Here is a 16,472-nt window from a genome sequence, read left to right as displayed (position 1 = left end):
TTGTCTGTCGTGACAGGGCTTAAAGCATTTCCGGAAACACCATGAACGCCCTCTAAAAGGCCGTCATGTGTAATGTCAGGGAAGAGGTGTTTGCGCAATTAGCCATTGTCATACAAAGGCGCGTTTCCGGAAATGCCACTCACCATTTCCGGAAACGTTTCCGGAAATGGCTGAAAAATGTTGGGTGTTCACTTGTCCAGTGCTAGGCGCCCACCGCGTCCTATTCGGCTGGTCCGGCGATCACCAGGCGGCGCATCGAGCAGCCACGGCACCAAGATGGCGAAGGGTAAGGACGACAGGCATGGTGACGTTCGCGAAGGCGTTGGCATTGATCGGCGAAGCCGAATGGGACGACCGGCACCGGTCCGGGCGGCTGGACGAAGGCGACGCGGTGGAGCGCGGGCTGGCGACGGGACGCTACTTCAAGGTCGGCCTGCGATCCCTCCTGCTGCCGGCTCCCCGCGGCCGGAGCGGACCGCCACCGCGCGTCGAACCGCTCCACATCCGGGTGTCGTCGGTGTCGAAGCGGCCGCCGTCGGGAAGCGGTGGCCTCTCGCCGAAGGAGACGGAGGCACGCCGCGGCCGGGTCTATGTGAAGGCGAAGCGCGGACGGGTCCGCGACCTGCAGGCGGCGGGCGGCGCCTACGACCGCAAGGCGCGGAGCTGGTACGTTCCCGAGGCCCAGTTCGCCGCGGCGGCGCGCACGCTGGGCCCGGCGATCCAGCGCAAGAGCGGCGGAGCGGCGCGAACCAGCCGCGGTCGGGTGCGCGCCGGAGCGGCGGCGTCGTTCCAGCGCTATGTCGAGCGCGCCGACCTGCCGCAGGATGAGCGTGTTGCGGAATTGATGGCCGACGGCGACGGAGTGCTGATCAGCTTCGGCACCATCGGCGACGACGCCGACGAACGCGCCGCCTTCTGGGACGCGGTGGAGGCGCGGGAGCGCGTGGACGGCTGCGTCCAGAACCGCGCCATCATCGCCTTGCCCCACGAGCTGGACGGCGACGAGCTGGCGGCGCTCGCCCGCGACCTGATGCGGCCCCTCGCCGAGCGGGGGCTGCCCCATCACGCCGCGGTTCACCGCCCGGACATCGAGGCCGGGTCCGATCCGCGCAACATTCATCTGCACGCGCTGTGGAGCGAACGCCCGGCGGAACGCACCGCCTCCCACGCCTGGACCTTCGCCGCGCGCAAGGACCGGACGGCGCGCGGGCCGTCCTGGGTCCGCGAATTGCGCGAGCGGTCGGCGGCGACGATCAACCGCCATCTCGACGCCGCCGACGAGCGGCGGCGGGCGGACGGACGGCCGCTTGTCGGCCGGCGGTTCGACGCCCGCTCCTACGCCGAGCGCGGCGAGGCGACCCTGCCCGGCGTGCATCTCGGACCGGGACGCTCGGCCCTGGAGCGGGCCGGCGTGCCGACGGCGGCCGGCGTGGTCAACGCGCTGCGCGCCGCGGTGAACGAGCGTGTCGAGACGGCGAGCCGCGCCAACGGGCGGCGCGGCCGGGCGGCGATCCTTTCCGGGTCCCCCGGCGTGCCGGCGGAGGCGGCGGAACGTCTCGTCCGTGCCCTCGACCGCCTGGACGAGATCGAACGCCGCCCCGATCCGGCGCTTCGCGCGCGGCGGCGCGCGGCGTGGGCGCGCGCTGCCGCCACGCTCGCCGACGGCCGCCAGGAGCTGGCCGCTTCCGCATTTTCCGAAGCGTCGCGGTTGCTCGGCCTGCTCGGGGACGAGGCCCGCGCGCCCGACGCGGCGGAAGCTGCCGCGGCGGTGCGGGCCGCGGGCTGGACAGCGGCGCGCGCGGCGGCCGACCATGCCCGCCGGCGGGTCGAAGCGCACCACAACGAACGCGCCGCCGACGCGGATGCCCTTCGTGCCGGGCGGATGTCGCCGGCCGAGGCCATCGCCCGCGAAGGCGAGCGGCGCGGCGACGAGCGGGAGGCGGCGCGGGGGCGCGTGATGCTGTTGGAGATGATGGAGCCGGACGCCGACACCGCCCGCCGCCGGCGCGCGCGGCGCGAACTCGATCGGGCGGAGGAGCGGTGTGCCGTGGTGGCGCGGATCTCCGGGCCGGCACCGCTTGAGCCCGCTGCCGTGCTGCGGGAGCTTGGCGCAACCCCTGCCGGTCCGGATGCGATGCCGGAACCGATCCGGCGCCGTCGGTCCCGCGACGTGGAGCGATGAGCGGAAAAAAACGCATCGCCGGTGCTCGAAACCCGGCGACGCACCTCCGTAGGCTCTGGGGCACCTTCCATTCTTCTGCACAGGTGTCCCTCTCATGAACGAGCGTTTTCCTGATCGCCATGCGTCCATGGCCGCTCTGGTGATCCTGATCACCGTGGCTTTGCCGTCCGCGGCGTTCGCAGTGACCGCGGACCCGTTCGCACCGACGGTCAGCGCGGGCAATGCGGTCACAAACTTCGCGATCTGGGTGGTGCGAATGCTCGGGTTCGGCGGGCTCGTGGTCGCCGCGGTGAAGGCCTACTTCAAGAAATTCGACTTCGTTTTCCTGGCAAGCGTGGTGGCCGGAATCATGCTGGTCGCGTCAGCTCCGCTGCTGATCAACTATGTCTTCGGATTGGGCGGCTTGTCCGACGCGTCGTCGGTCGGCACCTACACGCCGATCAAGTAACGGCGATGGCCGCGGCCCGGCGCCTGACGACCCCGGTGTACACGGCGGTCGCCTATCCGCTCCACATGCTCTGGGTGCCCCTCCAGCTGTGGTGCCTGAACATCGTCGCCGGCACGGTCGCCGGGGTTGCCGTCGGCCTGGCCGACGGCACGCTGGTGCGGACCGAGCTGACGGCGGTGCTGTGCATCGGCATGCACCTCTATTTCGCGCGCTGCTTCCGACGCGACCGCCACATCGTCGCGGTGTGGCGCGCCCGCTTCGATCCCCGCGCGCCGATGTCTCCGGCCTCGCGCCCCCGCATGATCCTGATGCGGCGCGGACTCATAGGAGCCGATCCATGAGCGTCTCGCTGGCCGCCCTGGACGACCTGCTCCGCGGAGGGAGTTCCTGGTGGGAAGTCGCAGCGACCTGGGTGTCGGTCGTCGGCATCGCCGTCGGGTTGGGCATCGCCCTGGTGCCGCCTCTCGGGCGGCTGGCCGTGCCGCCGCTGCGGCGGACGAAGCTCAGCGAGTATGTGCTGTTCGACAAGATCCTGTCCGACGGCCGGACGCTGCGCAGCCGCAACGGCACGCTCAGCGTCGCGATCGAGCTCGCCGGCTTCGACTATTCCGGCGCCAACGAGGAGGTCCGCTACGAGCGGCGCGACCGGCGCCGGCAGATGTTCCAGCTCCTGTCCGAGATCGACGTGCATGTCCGCGTCTTCGACCTGCGGCAGCGCGTCCCGGCATCGCCGCCGCAGCGTAGGCCCGCCCGCGGCAACGCGGCGGGGCTGGCGCTGCGCAGCCGGGTGGTTGGGCGGTGGGAGGCGCAGTTCAAACGCGCCTACCGCAACCGCCACGTCGTCGTGCTCAGCGTGCGCGGCAACGGCGACGACGCGCGCGCCCGGCTCGAGAGCGCGCGCGCCCAGGTGTGGAAGGCGCTGGAGGATTTCCAGCCCATGGATCTGGGCGAGGCGGGCCTGGAGGAGGGAAGCCATCCGGCCAGCACCCTGCTCGAATTCTGGGGGCATCTGGTCAGCCGGGTGACGCGGCCGTCGCCGGTCGGACGCCTGGACGTGGCGCGGCTGGTCGCGGTGGATTCGGTCGACCTGAACCCCGACAGCGGCCTGATGATCCATTCCCATGGCCAGAGCAAGGCTTACGCGCAGGTGATCACCCTCAGCAGCTGGGGCGGGGCGACGCCCGAGGAGCTGGTCGCTCGGCTGCAGGCGTTGGACGGCGAGCTGCTGGTGCTCAACGCCGCCTATGTGCATTCGGAGATGGGAGGGACGTTCACGCTGGACCAGCTCGAACGCGGCGCCGCCTCGACCTGGGTGTCCCAGCAGGCGGCGGCCGAGTTCCTGGAGGTCAAGGAAATGATCGCGCCGAATTCCCGGGAACGGGAGCGGCTGGTCCGCCATGCCCTGACCGTTTTCGCCTTCGGCGACAGCCCGGACGAAGCGGCCCGCGTCCAGAAGCAGGTTGAGGCGGTGTTCCAGACCTTCCATGCGGAAACCGTGGTCGAGCGGGACCTGGCCGGGGTGCTGTGGTGGTCGATGCTGCCCGGATGGGAAGACTGGAGCTTCATCCGCGAGGTTCGCGCCGTTTGCCAGAACGTCGCCGACCTCGTGGTCTTCGAAACGCCGAAGGCCGGGCTTCCCCGCTCGGGGTGGGGGAGCGGCGCCGGCGACAGCTGGATCTTGCGCGCTCTGACCGCGTCCGGAACGCCCTACTACGTCAACCTTCACGAGACGGCCAAGCGCGACGCGCTCGCCCACACCATCATCTTCGGGCGCACGGGGTCGGGCAAGACGACGGTGGCCGATCTTCTGGTGATCGGCGCCCTGGAGCACTTCCCGGGACTGATCGCCACCCTGTTCGATTCGCGGTTCGGCCAGTATGTCGCCACGACGATGTGCGGCGGGCGCTACGTCAGCTTGCTGTCGGATCGCCCGGGCGGGGAAACGGACGCGCAGCTTCAGCCGCTGCAGCGTCCGCCGACCACCGCGGTGCGCGCCCATCTGGCGAAGCTGTTCCGGCTGCTCACCGGCCTGTCGGATCCCGACAGCGAGCGCATGTACCAGAAGGCGGTCAACGCGCTCGTGCGCATGGAAAGCGCCGGCACGCCGATGGACGAACGGACTCTGGCCACGGTGGTGGAGGCGGGGTTCGATCCCGGCTCGCCGGCCTTCACCCAGATGCAGCGTTGGCTTCCCGGCGGGACCTACGGATCGGTGTTCTCGGGCACCGAGCGCGTGCCGATCGGTGAGAGCGACCTGCTCGCCTTCGACTTCACCACCGTCCTGAAGGACCCGGTGCTGGCGCCCCCGCTGGTCGAGGATGTGGCCTATCTGGTGACGGAGCGCGTGCGCCGGGAAGGCCGCGGCGGAATCATCCTGATCGACGAGACCGCGGCGCTGTGGAGCAGCGACGAATTCCTGAAGAACGGCATCGACTGGATGCAGCAGGTGCGAAAGGACTTCATCGCGGTGATGACGCTCTGGCAGCGGCCGTCGTCCCTGTCGGAGATCCACCCCAACCTGCCGAAGATCATGCGGTCGCAGACGGCAACGTGGATCTTCCATCCCGACCGCGGGGCGAAGTACGCGGACTACGAGGAGTGGCTGACGCCGGAGGAGTTCGCCTTCGTGGACGGGTCGGACCGCAGCTATGACCACATGGAGCACCCGGTCCTTCTCAAGAAACCGAACGCCGGGGAGTCGGCGGTGCTCGAATTCTCGACGGCCGCTCTGGGAGACTTGGCCTGCTGCTTCGCCTCCGACGTCGGGTGCGTCGAGCGGGCGCGGCATTTGAAGGACTGGGACCCGGTCGATTGGCGCGACGCGTATCTGGACGAATTCGGAACGGAGAGGGCGGCCTCATGACGGCGTGGTGGCGTAGAGCGGTCGGCGGCGCGGGCCGCCTGTTGATGCGGGCGGCCGGCGAGCCGCGGGACGAGGTGGCGAAAGACCATGCCGGCGGGCCGCCCCAAGGCGGCATGGCGGGGGTCGGTCGGCGGGCCGTGCCGGCTCTGCTGCTCGGCGTCGGGGCAACGGCGCTCTTTGCGAAGCCGGCGCAGGCGGTGTGCTGCCCGCCGACGGTCTACGACCCGCAGGTCGATGCGTCGGTCCAGGGTGTCAACGCGACCTTGAAGGGCGTGCTCGACAAGCTGGCGGAAACCCGCGCCCTGCAGTCGCAGATGCTCGATGGCCAGGGGCGCGGCTCCAGCGTCGCCGATCTCGCGCCTCAGGTTCAGAGCATGTTGAAGAGCGTCCTGGGCGGGGCGGGCGCGGTGAGCCTGGGCGCGTTGGGTGGAACGGCGCGGACCGCGTCGGGCGCATCGATGCCGCTCAACCTGCAGCGTGGGCTGACGGCGTTTCAAGGCGAGCCTTCCACCGTCTTCAAGACTCCGGCGGATGGAGCCGTCCGCTCCCGCCAATGCTTCGCCCCGCCCGCCGGCTCCGACTTGGCTGGAATCGAACGGGTGCAGCGCCGACGGGTGGCCGAAGGGAGAAACGCGGCGTTCGACGGTCTGGGCACCGCCTATCACGGCATCGCCAGCAGTCAGGCCGGAAACGAGCGCCTGGCCCAGCTCAGCGACGGGATGAACAACGCGGCGAGCGAACGGGCGCAGAACGCGGCCATTGGAGCGGCGCTGATCGGGCTGGTGGAGGAGACCCAGGCGACGAACCGCCTGCTGGCGGCCCTGCTGCGGGTCCACGCGGCAGAGGCTCTGCGCCGGGAGGACATCGGGCCGGGCTACAAGCCCCTGCTGGAGGATGCGTGAATGCGACGCGCGCTGCTGGCGCTGTGCGCCCTGATCCTGGCGGGCTGCTCGTCCGGCGGGTCCGTCGACCTTCCCCGCCAGAGGATCGGCGGCGGCATGGACGACCGGCAACGCAGCCCCTGCGCCTGCGCCGAACTGCCATTGTCGCGGTCGCCGGCCGGGCTCCTGCCCGCGGCTTCCACCGTCTGACGTCTGGGGTTCTCATGTTCGGCGCCGGTTCACGAAACAGCGAAAGCAACCTCGTCGCGGTCGAGCGGGTGTGGGACAAGCACGACAGCGGCGACGGGATCGGTGTGGTCGGCTGGGTCGCCCGCCTTCTCGGCATCCTGCTGTGCCTGTCGATGGCCCTGAACATCACGCTCGGTCAGGCGCTTGTCCGGCTCACGCCGCTGAAGGAGAAGATCCCCTACGCGATCACCGTCGCCCCGGCGATGGATGCGGTGGTCGAGGCGGCGCCCCTGCGGCGGCAGACCACCAGCTTCGCGGTCACCGAACGGGCGTGGGTCGCCCAGTATGTCCGCATCCGCGAGGGCGTGGTGGCCGACGAGGGGCTGATGAAGGTGCGGATGCGGCCGACGGACGGCTGGGTCGCCCGGCGGTCGACGACGGAGGTCTACGAGGGCTTCCGGGCGCGCAACCAGAAACTGGTGGTCCAGGCCTTGGCGCGCGGGGCCGAACGCGCCGTCAAGATCGAGTCCATCAACCTGGCGTCTCCGGGGCTGTACTACGTCGACTTCACGGTGCGCGACACCGAGAAGGGCATGGAGCTGGGCACGCAGTCTCTGCGGGTGCTGCTCCGGATCGGCTATCCGGAGCTGGTGGAGCTGGACGGGACCATCGTGGAAGGCGAGGGGCTTCTGCCACAGGACAGCGACCTCGCCTTCGGATTTCGGGTGATTCAATATGACCTCTCGCGCCGTTCCTGACCGAGGGATGCCGGCAAGGCTCCGGCATGGCTTCGCCGCCGTCCTGCTGGCCTCCTGCGCGCTTGCACGCCTGGCCAACGCGCAGGCGGTGCCGCCGGGACTGGCGACGCCGGACGGGGCGCCGCTTCCCGGGTTGATCGACAGCGTCGCGGAGCCGGGAATAGCGCTGCCCAAGCCGAAAGCCGAACCCGCCGGATCGCCGGACGGCGGGCTCACCCTGCCGCGGCCCGCCGAACGCTCCGGAGGGGGTGCGACGGCGGCGGTGGCCCCCTCGACGCGGCAGCCGCGCGGCCTCGACGCCGACGCGCAGAACCGGGGCGACTATCCGGTGCTGCAGCGGTCGGGCGAGGCCGGAGCGGCGCCCGAGGGAGCCGGGCCATACCAGGAGGCGATCCTGCGGGGTATCTCGCTCGGCCGCATCCAGCCGGCCTGGGACGACGCGGTGCCGGCACCGGGGCAGATCGAGCCGGGCACCGTCCGCTTCGCTCACCGGGTCAACCGGGTCATGCCGCTGCGCCTGCGGCTGGGCATGACGACCTCCGTGGTGCTCCCGCCGTGCGAAACGATCAGCCGTGTCTCCCTTGCCGACGAGGAGAGCTTCCCGTGGGAGATCCCGGACGGGCATCCGAACCTGCTCCTCGTCCGGCCCGATCGGGCCGGCGTGGACACCGCGATGCAGGTGATCGCCCGCAGCGGCCGGCTCTACACCTTCTACCTGCGGTCGGAGACCGTGAAGGCCGCGCAGGTCACCGATCTGACGGCCTTCATCGACGACGACGCCTATTGCGCCCGCTCGGGGCGCACGGCGCGCAGCCCGCTGAGCGTCGAGGTTGGACTCAACGGGGCAATGGGGGGAGGTTCCGTCCCGCCGCGCGGCGGCTACGACCGTGCCAGCCTGCGGCGGGAGGAGCGGGTCGAGGAGGGCGCTCCCGACGGCGGGGCCGGTGGGGGCGACTTCGCCACGGTGCATCCCTTCCGGGTCGAGGATCTGTCCTTCGACGACATCCGGGTGTTCGCTCCGGACGAGGCCTCGCGCGTGCTGGGTCCGCTGCGCGCCTTCCACGACGGTCGGCGGACCTTCCTCGACTACGGCGAGCGCCTGGGATCGACCCGCCTGCCGGCCGCCTTCCTGCTGGTCGGCGGCGTCGACCAGCCGGTGGCCGTGCGCTGGGGCGGTTCGAAAGGCCAGATCCTGATCATCGACGCGGTCGGCGACCTGACGCTGAAATCCGGCGACCTCTATCTGTGCGTCCGCAACCGCTTCAAGCCGGCGGCGTCGCCCGCCGCCACCGTGGACGCCGCCCTCGGCCGCGGGGGGAGCGCGCCATGAACGCCCCGGCGCCGTCCTGGCGCGCGCTCCTGGCCAGAACCTCCCCGCGGCGGCTCGGGCTGGGCGCCGGGCTGCTCGGAGCCCTGGCGGCCCTTGCCCTGTCGCTGGGCGGCGAGGGCGAGAAGCCCGCTCCGCCGCCCCCGCCGACGCCGCCACGGGCGGCGCCCGAACCGCTCGAGCTGTCCGCTCCTCCGGTCGCAGCCGCTCCGGCACCTCCGCCGGTGCAGGAACCGGCGCCGGCACCGGGGCGTCTGGTGTCCATTCCGTCGTCGGTCGAGACGATGCCGGGAATGGCCGCACCCATCGTCGTGCGCAACGTCGGCGGAACCTCGGTGGTGCTCGGCGAACTCGTCGTGACCGGTGGCGTGGCGGCGGCGTCGGGATGCGGCGGCGCGCTCGAGCCCGGGGCCTCCTGCCAGATCGAGCTGGCCGCGACGGCCGCCGGCGCCGGCGAGGTGATCGGGGTGGGCGGTTCCGGCGTCGCGCTGCGCGTGCCCTACCGGGTCGCGGCCCCACCGGCCGAAGCGGCGCCGCCGCGCGACCGCTACGCCGAGCTGGTGGAAGCGGCGCGCGCCGACCATCTCGCCGGGCTGGGGCGGAGCCGCATCGTGGACACGGCGGCGCTGCGGAGCGACGGCCGTCTGTCGCGCGGTCCGTCCATGTCGACCTCCGAGAAGCCCGCAGGTGCGGCGTCGGAGGCGGCAAACTACGGGGAAGACTATCCACGGGTGGTGTCCAGCCAGCCGGTGGACCTCTCCCGGACGGTGCTCCAGGACACGCCGATCCCGCTCGTCCTCACACGGTCGGTGAATTCCCAGATCGGCGGGCCGGTCACCGCCATGGTCGAGCGCGACGTCTACGGCGCCGACGGAAAGACGGTGGTCATCCCCGCCGGCAGCACGATGCACGGGCGCTACGAGGTCATGCGTCGGGGCGAGACGCGGCTGCGCACGGAGTTCACCCGGTTGGTGCGGGCCGTCGACCACGCGCAGTTCGACCTGCGCGCCAGCCCGGGCGTCGGCGCCGACCTGATGGGCCGGGCCGGCCTCGTGGACGATCTCAACCAGCGCGTCGCCGAGCGGTACGGCGGGGCCGTGATCGCCGGGGCGATCGAGATCGCCGGCAGCGTCATCGAGCAGCGGTTGGCACGCCAGGGCGAGGGCACGGCCGATGGCCAGACGGTGGTGGTGGCGGGTGGCCAGGCCAACCGGAACGCCCAGTCGATCGCCCGCCTGCTGCTGGAGCGGAATCTCGACCTGACCGACGTCCACATCGTTCATGGGGGCTATCAGTTCCTGGTGTCACCGTCGGTCGACCTGTGGCTGGCCCGCCCCGGCGAACGATCGGCGGACCAGGCTGTGCGCACCGCCGGGGCGGGAACCGCGATGGGCGCGGGCGCCGCTGCGACGACCAGGCCGGTCGCGCTGCCGCCACCCCAGTGAGGAGAAGATCATGTCACAGCTCGTCCTGTTGCTCGCTGCCGTCACCGCCGCCGCACTCGTGCCCTCCGCATCCCAGGCCCAGCAGCGGACGTGGTTCGGGTGCGGCGATCAGATCGTCTACGAGAGCGGCGTGGCGCTCGGGCAGTCGCGGCTCGTCGAGGCCGGGACCGGCCGCACGGTGTGGAGGACGGCGTGCCAGGCCGACGGCCGACGGTTCGAGATCCGCCGGACCAAGGTCGGCTGTTCCTGGGTTCCCGACCCGGCGCGGGGCGTCGCCCGGCGCGAGGAGCGCGAGGTGTACCGCGACGCCGCCGGCGAGGAGATCGAGGTGAAGCCCTGTTCGCTGCGCGACGACGCCGAGACGGTGCCGCTGCGGCTGACGGTGTCCGGCTGCCGGATGCGCAACGACTTCGAGTCCGGCGTCACCATGGGGGAGTCGCGGGCGGTCTTCAGCCCTCCGGAGGACGGCGGCGGCGCGGCCCCCCGTCTGGCGCAGGCCTGCGCCGAACGCCGCGACGCGCCGCTGGTCTGGAAGCACCGCGTGGAAACGTGCAGCCCGCCGAAGGAAAGTGTCGTGGCCGGCGCTCCGGCGCTGAGCTGGACGCAGGTGACCGTCGAGTCCGATCCGCCGCGGGTCATCCGGTCCTGCCAGCCGCAGGGCGGCGGAACGCTGCGCACCACGACGGAGGGATGCGCGGGGGCGTATGTTCACGATCTGGCAAGCGCCACCTCCTACGGCACCCGCCGCTGGTATCAGGTGACGGTGTCCGGGGAAGCCCGGGAATCCTTCGCTGGTTGGGTCACCCGCTGCGTCCAGAGTCCGGACGAGGCCTACCAGCACCTGACGGTCAACACCGGCTGGCGCCATGACGACGCCGCGCGCACCAGCCTGCAGCTGTCGGACACGGTCGTCGACACCCCGACCGGCCGGATCGTGCTGGAGACCGGCGTGGCGCGGGAGCGGGCCCGTCCTTACGCGCTTGAGGAGGACCCGGCGCCGCGGGCGGCGGGGGCGCCGGTGGCGATCGGCTGCGAGCGGTGGCAGGCGTGGCGCCGCATCGGCCTGGTCACCCGCGGCGACGGTTCGCGGACCGAGATCGACCGCGGGCCGTTGCCGGCCACCCGCGTCGCGGCCTGCGCCCCATGAGTGCCGTCCCGCCGATGAACGCCGCCCTGCGGGCCACGCTGGACCCGCTGGTGCCGCTGATCTACGGTCGCGACGACGTGGTGGAGGTCTCGCTGAACGGTCCCGGCGACCTCTGGGTCGAGATCGCCGGACGCGGCTACGAGAAGATGGATGGAGCCGGCCTCGATCTCGCCTGGAGCCGCGACCTCTGCGATCAGCTCAAGAACCTGTTCAAGCGGCCCTACGACCCGAACCGCTTCCCTCTGCTGGCCTCACCGCTTCCCGGCGGGCACCGCCTGCAGGCCGTGCTGGGGGCGAACACGCGCAGCGGCATGGTGCTGAGCATCCGCGTTCAGCGCCACAAGAGTTTCGATTTCAGCGACTTCGGTTTGCTGCCGGGCCGACCGGTGGAGGGCGGGGCCGCCTACCGGGCGGCGCGGTTCGACAGCGGCCACCCGATCGGGACCGTCGAGGATCTGGAGGCGGTCGTGGCGGCCGAACTGCCCGTGCTGGTGTCGGGTGGAACGAACAGCGGCAAGACCAACTTCCTGAAGCGACTGCTGCGGTGCGTCCGCTCCGACCGGCGCGTGGTGACGGTGGAGGATGTGGAGGAGCTGGTGGTGGCGCAGCCGAACCAGGCCGGGCTCCTGGCGGAGGAATCGCAGACCGGGACCGCCGTCGAGCCGATGCATCTCCTGAAGGCGGTGCTCCGCCTCAACCCCAGCGTGGCGGTGCCGGGCGAACAGCAGCTCGAAAACACGCTGCCGAGCTACCGGCTGCTCAACACCGGCCACAGCGGCTGGATGTCGACCATCCACGCCGACAGCCCGCTGGACGCGCTGGAGGCGTGGCGCACGAACATGACCATGGCGCTGAAGTCGGCCGCCGCCGCCGATGCCGCGCTTCCCGTCCTGGCGCGCAAGATCGCCCGCATCGTGCAGCTTTCGGAGCAGCGCAAGGTGGTCGAGATCGTCCGACCCGCCGATCTGCCCTGGCGGGAGCTGATCGGAAGGAGCGGGGGAGCGGGATGACCTTATCCTTGTTGGCAGAAGACAGCGCGAGAGCCTTATCTGGATTGCGTTCGTTTTCTGGACAGATTGATCACGCGTCCAATTCGTCGCGCGGCACGGGCGACGCGGCGGGCATCCGATCCAGGAAGGACCGCAGGCCAGCACCAGTCGCGTCGCCGGCGCGGTCCTTCAGGAAGGCGGCGGCCGTCTCGACGGCACCGACCTTTTCAGCGACCGCAGCGGCGATCCATCGGTTGCGTAGGGCTTCTTTAACGCAATCGCCAGCTACTCTGAATCGAGGGCGCAATTGCGGAGCCGCGCGCCGCAGCACAGTAACAATACAAACCGAGGAGGGAACCTCTTATTGCGTGCATTGAACCACCATACTTCTCCGGAAAAGGATTGCCATCGGCTGTGCCTCTTGCCTACAAACAGGTCCGAGACAACGCCTTTCGGAGATCCCGGTGGACGACACCACGTTGCAGGCGCTGACCGCGCGCATCGTCGCCGCCTATGTCGGCCACAACACCCTGCCGGCCGCCGACCCCGGGCGGCTCATCGAAACCGTGCGGACCGCCTTGCGTGCGCTTGGCCAGCCCTCCGTGCCAGCGCCGGTTGCGCAACGGACATCGGCCATACCGATCCGCCGCTCGGTCAGCACCGACGCCATCGTCTGCCTTGAGTGCGGAAAAGCACAAAAGATCCTGCGCCGTCACCTGGCCGCCGCGCACGACCTCACACCGAAGGCCTACAAGACCCGCTGGGGCTTGCCCGACGAGTACCCAATGACCGCCCCGAACTATGCCACCGCCCGCTCAGAATTCGCCAAAGCCACCGGGCTGGGACGCAAGGGCGGACGCCGGCACAAGGCCTGATTATCGCCGCCGATCAGCCGGAAATGTGACGATAACCCGCGATTATCCCGCGTGCGTGAACCGCCGATCTGTATAGGCGCCAAAAGCCGATGCCAATCCGTTCTGGTCGCATCGCCCCACAGGATCGGTGACGTTTTCTCGTCGGCAAGAAAAGGGAAAGGCCCCAGCCAATCCAGCCGGGGCCTTTCGGAGGGGCCACCGTGGTTTAATCGATTAAACGCGCCAGCTCGTCGTCGATCCTCTGGATTTCGAGAAGCAGCTTGGCGCGGCGCGCTTCCAGTTCCGCGCGCCGCGTGGTAGTCGAGGGCGGTGGCGTCCGGACGGCCTTCCAGAACTCGCGAATTTCGGACTGCCGGACATCCGGGCGCAACAAGCCGCGCTCTGCCGCTTGCTGACGTTCGTCGTGGGTGAGTCGGGCCAGCATGTAGACAGTGCCGTAACCAGCCGCCGCCAGTTCCACAGGAACGAGGTTGTCCCGAATGGCCCGATACGCGCTCATGAGCTGGGATCGGGCCGATTTGCCGAAACGCCGGTTCAGCCCGTCGTACAGCGCGGCCTGTTCGTCCTCACCCAGCCGCGTTTCCGCGATCGATAGCAATTCCCCAATCCTTAGGAATCGCTGCTGCGCGTCCTCCCATAGCTCCGAGATCCGAGTCAGGAACTCGTCCACTGTCTGGGGAATGCGGCCTTCGGGAAGGGGAGGGAACACGTCGCCGTCCACCGCCGCCGGCTCTGGTGGCGGCGGGTCAACGGGTGGTGTGGCCTCGGCCATCACCGTGGTAAGGTAGGCCGACATCGCCAGAGAGGGCGGCGGCTCCTTCGGCTTCCGCGAGCGCGGCTTGCGCACCACCTCAAAATCCTTTCCGGCAACCTTTTCCTCGCGCTTAGCCACGGAAGGTCTCCAGCAGAACCAGGGCCTCCACGCCGATCGCCTCGATGTCGTCGGACATGGCGGAATAAGGCGCCGGCTTCTGCGCGAAGCTGGCGTGGTTGATCGAAGCCTTCAGTCCGAGGTCCGCCTTCAGCGTAGGGATCGACAAGCCTTCAAGCTGCTTGCGCGCGATCTGGTCGACGGTCGCGCGCCGGTCGATCTGCGAGAGCACCGCAGCGGCTGGGATGTACGCCTTGGGGGAAAACCGCCGGGCCTTGGTGATCGCGTTGACCACATGCTGGTAGGTCCGGAATGCCTCCACGACGTCCTTCGCATCGGCCTTGGTCGGGATCAGGACCAGCGACGAGATGTCGATCGCGTTGACCAGTGCGGTGCTGTTGGCGCCTGGCACGTCGACCAGCAGGAAATCGTGAGTGGCCGACACTTCGTTGGCCACCTGTACGAGGTCGTCGGCCTGAACCACCCGGAACTCCACCATCCCGGTGGCAGACAGCCAGCCGCTCAGGTTTTTGTTCGGATCAGCATCGATGCAGAACACCGACGCGCCACGGCGTTTGAGGAATTCGGCAAGCGCGTTGACGAGAGTCGTCTTTCCGACGCCACCCTTGCTGCTGCCTACGGTGATGATTTGGCCCATTGCAACCCCTGCCGGATTCGCCGGACAGGCCGGCGGCACCTCTGCCGCTCCCAATATGGAGCTGGATGACGTCTTCGGGCAAAAGGTGCGCGATAGGGGAGGGGGCCGTCAAGGTGTGGGGTTAGGCGACCGGTCGCTTATCCCCACACCATCACGCCGTGAGTCGGGCGACCGGCGGGCGGCTCGGGTGCAGGACCATGCCCTCGTCGGCGTTCTCGACCTTCGCTCCCGGGTAGGCGGCCAGGGCGAACTGCATGGCCTGTACGAACCGCGGCTTGAAATGCTTCATCTGGTCATAGCCGGCGCCGAACTGGGCGTACAGGGACGCCCAGGTGATCGGCTGCGGTTTCTGTAGGGAGTGAAGCCGGTAGGCGAGCCAAACGTACAGATCCAGGCTCAAGCTGCGGTCCTTGAGCTGCCGCACAGCTTCCTCAAGGAGAGGGACCGGATGATCCTGGAGTGCCTGGAAGAACGTTTCGTCAAGCTGCACGACGTCCTCCCACAGGGAGCCCTGGCGGTCGTCACCGGCGGAATCGTGGAAAATTAAGCCGCGCTTGACGATGCCCCCTTTCTCGAAGGCATCAGCCTCGGCCCCGTCCCAGAAGAATTTCAGGCTGCAGGCGGAAATGCGAAGGGATTGTTCGCGAAAGCCTTTGAACGTTTCGCCGCCGACGCTTATCCCCATGCGGGTGAGCCAGTCGCGCATGGATCGGCCCAACTCCACTTCGCGTCGTCCTGTGCGAATTGCCTGGGTTTGGAGATAGATCAGGATCATGCGGGCGCGGGCCCCGTAAGGTACGCCGAACAGCTTCGTCTTGCCGTTGACTTTCAATCTACCCGGTTCGACCAGCAGAGTGACCTGATGCCCGCGCTTTTCCCACGGCGCATCGTCGGCGAGCTTCTTGTGTGGCAAGCTGGTGAGGCAAAAGCCTGAATATGTGATGCCGAGGTTCTGTCGCTCGTCCGCCAGGATTTCAGCGGCGATGTCGACCAGCGGACGATCTTCCGGACGCACCATGGCCCGGGCGGCTTCGCGCCCATGCTTGATGACCAGTTCGTGTATGTCGCCCATAACCACCCCATCAACATCTAGCGGCATGGTGTGGAACGTCGGCCGGGGAGTCAATGTGGGGATAAGCGACCGAGCTATTTGTTGGTAGTTGGATTCTTAACTAGTAGATTCGCCGCTTTCCCCCACGGGAAAAGCGCGAGTCGCGCCGCTTCACCCCACGGCTCGGTCGCTTGTCCCCAGGGGAAATAGTTAGCGTATCGGGGCTTCGGCCGCTTTTCCCCACGGGATATTTGGCGTGGTCGCTTATCCCCACGGGAACACATCGCCGACTCGGCACCGCATTTTGCAGCCGCTTTTCCCCACGGCGGCCGAATCGGGGACAGGATGCGCGCCCGTCGGCCAGTACCCTGTCGATCGGTCGCTTGATCCGGTCGAGGAGTGGACCAATCAGGGAAGCTCACCATCCTCGTTGGACGTCAACTCCGAAGCCAGGATCTCACCCTATTCGGATCGATCGCAAGGTGCAGTTCGTGCCAACTCCGGTGCGCTCGGCCGTCGTGCTTTCTTTCATAAGCCACTTGCCCTTATTGAATACCTACAGGCCTGTGAAATCGATCACTACTGTCGTCGGCCCGTCTGCCTTCGCCAGACCGCATGCCACATCCAGATCGGCGCGGCGCCGGGAGAGCGTCGAGGGATCGGAGACCGGCAACTCCAGGCCGAGAAGGCGATGAGCAAGGCCCAATAGACTTTGGGTCTGGCGTCACGACCGGCCAAAGGCTGGCCGGAGCATACGCGACGACCTGCCACGGGCCGCTCCCGCTCAC

15 protein-coding genes and 1 pseudogene are annotated in these 16,472 nt (G+C 69.2%); 12 read left to right on the top strand and 4 right to left on the bottom strand.

Going from position 1 to position 16,472, the window contains the following annotated elements; all coding sequences use genetic code 11:
- The first annotated feature begins 301 nt into the window (after positions 1 to 301).
- From DXK32_RS16515 to DXK32_RS16455, 12 genes are all read left to right on the top strand, one after another.
- Positions 302 to 2,182: a MobA/MobL family protein gene (locus tag DXK32_RS16515; RefSeq protein ID WP_114859515.1), complete on the top strand. Its 1,881-nt coding sequence runs from the start codon at positions 302 to 304 to the stop codon at positions 2,180 to 2,182.
- Positions 2,183 to 2,276: 94 nt separating this feature from the next.
- On the top strand, positions 2,277 to 2,630 hold the full coding sequence (locus DXK32_RS16510) for a hypothetical protein (protein ID WP_247877194.1): 354 nt from the start codon (positions 2,277 to 2,279) through the stop codon (positions 2,628 to 2,630).
- A 5-nt stretch (positions 2,631 to 2,635) separates the two neighbouring features.
- Positions 2,636 to 2,971, top strand: coding sequence for a hypothetical protein (locus tag DXK32_RS16505; RefSeq protein ID WP_114859513.1), 336 nt, complete (start codon positions 2,636 to 2,638; stop codon positions 2,969 to 2,971).
- On the top strand, positions 2,968 to 5,493 hold the full coding sequence (locus tag DXK32_RS16500) for a VirB4 family type IV secretion system protein (RefSeq protein ID WP_114859512.1): 2,526 nt from the start codon (positions 2,968 to 2,970) through the stop codon (positions 5,491 to 5,493). The genes DXK32_RS16505 and DXK32_RS16500 overlap by 4 nt, the downstream gene beginning before the upstream one ends.
- 74 nt (positions 5,494 to 5,567) lie before the next feature.
- Positions 5,568 to 6,395, top strand: a complete 828-nt coding sequence (locus DXK32_RS16495; protein ID WP_162801209.1) for a hypothetical protein — start codon at positions 5,568 to 5,570, stop codon at positions 6,393 to 6,395.
- Positions 6,396 to 6,584, top strand: a complete 189-nt coding sequence (locus DXK32_RS16490; RefSeq protein ID WP_114859510.1) for a hypothetical protein — start codon at positions 6,396 to 6,398, stop codon at positions 6,582 to 6,584. It begins immediately after the preceding gene.
- A gap of 14 nt (positions 6,585 to 6,598) precedes the next feature.
- Positions 6,599 to 7,321: a VirB8/TrbF family protein gene (locus tag DXK32_RS16485; RefSeq protein ID WP_247877193.1), complete on the top strand. Its 723-nt coding sequence runs from the start codon at positions 6,599 to 6,601 to the stop codon at positions 7,319 to 7,321.
- Between the two features lie 7 nt (positions 7,322 to 7,328).
- Complete coding sequence (locus DXK32_RS16480; protein ID WP_247877192.1) at positions 7,329 to 8,651, top strand: TrbG/VirB9 family P-type conjugative transfer protein; 1,323 nt, start codon at positions 7,329 to 7,331, stop codon at positions 8,649 to 8,651.
- Positions 8,648 to 10,093, top strand: a complete 1,446-nt coding sequence (locus DXK32_RS33150; protein WP_247877191.1) for a TrbI/VirB10 family protein — start codon at positions 8,648 to 8,650, stop codon at positions 10,091 to 10,093. Before DXK32_RS16480 ends, DXK32_RS33150 begins: the two co-directional genes overlap by 4 nt.
- Before the next feature lie 10 nt (positions 10,094 to 10,103).
- Positions 10,104 to 11,240, top strand: coding sequence for a hypothetical protein (locus tag DXK32_RS33145; RefSeq protein WP_247877190.1), 1,137 nt, complete (start codon positions 10,104 to 10,106; stop codon positions 11,238 to 11,240).
- On the top strand, positions 11,237 to 12,250 hold the full coding sequence (locus DXK32_RS16465; protein ID WP_114859508.1) for an ATPase, T2SS/T4P/T4SS family: 1,014 nt from the start codon (positions 11,237 to 11,239) through the stop codon (positions 12,248 to 12,250). The genes DXK32_RS33145 and DXK32_RS16465 overlap by 4 nt, the downstream gene beginning before the upstream one ends.
- A 443-nt stretch (positions 12,251 to 12,693) precedes the next feature.
- Entirely contained in the window at positions 12,694 to 13,104 is a 411-nt protein-coding gene (locus tag DXK32_RS16455) for a MucR family transcriptional regulator (protein WP_348981596.1), read from the top strand.
- A 205-nt stretch (positions 13,105 to 13,309) separates the two neighbouring features.
- Here DXK32_RS16455 and DXK32_RS16450 read toward each other — a convergent pair whose 3' ends face one another.
- From DXK32_RS16450 to DXK32_RS33140, 4 genes and pseudogenes are all read right to left on the bottom strand, one after another.
- Positions 13,310 to 13,996 (bottom strand): hypothetical protein, encoded by a 687-nt coding sequence (locus DXK32_RS16450; RefSeq protein WP_162801208.1) that lies wholly within the window; start codon positions 13,994 to 13,996, stop codon positions 13,310 to 13,312.
- Entirely contained in the window at positions 13,989 to 14,633 is a 645-nt protein-coding gene (locus DXK32_RS16445) for a ParA family protein (protein ID WP_114859504.1), read from the bottom strand. Before DXK32_RS16445 ends, DXK32_RS16450 begins: the two co-directional genes overlap by 8 nt.
- A gap of 151 nt (positions 14,634 to 14,784) precedes the next feature.
- Positions 14,785 to 15,705 (bottom strand): replication protein RepA, encoded by a 921-nt coding sequence (locus DXK32_RS16440; protein ID WP_114859503.1) that lies wholly within the window; start codon positions 15,703 to 15,705, stop codon positions 14,785 to 14,787.
- Between the two features lie 331 nt (positions 15,706 to 16,036).
- A pseudogene (locus DXK32_RS33140) lies at positions 16,037 to 16,468 on the bottom strand (transposase); the annotation flags it as partial.
- Positions 16,469 to 16,472: the final 4 nt, after the last annotated feature.

Origin of the sequence: Azospirillum brasilense (assembly GCF_003349955.1) — a bacterium.
GTDB lineage: Bacteria > Pseudomonadota > Alphaproteobacteria > Azospirillales > Azospirillaceae > Azospirillum > Azospirillum brasilense_B.
Note: the sequence above shows the minus strand (reverse complement) of the source record. Positions and strands in the feature narration are given on the sequence as shown.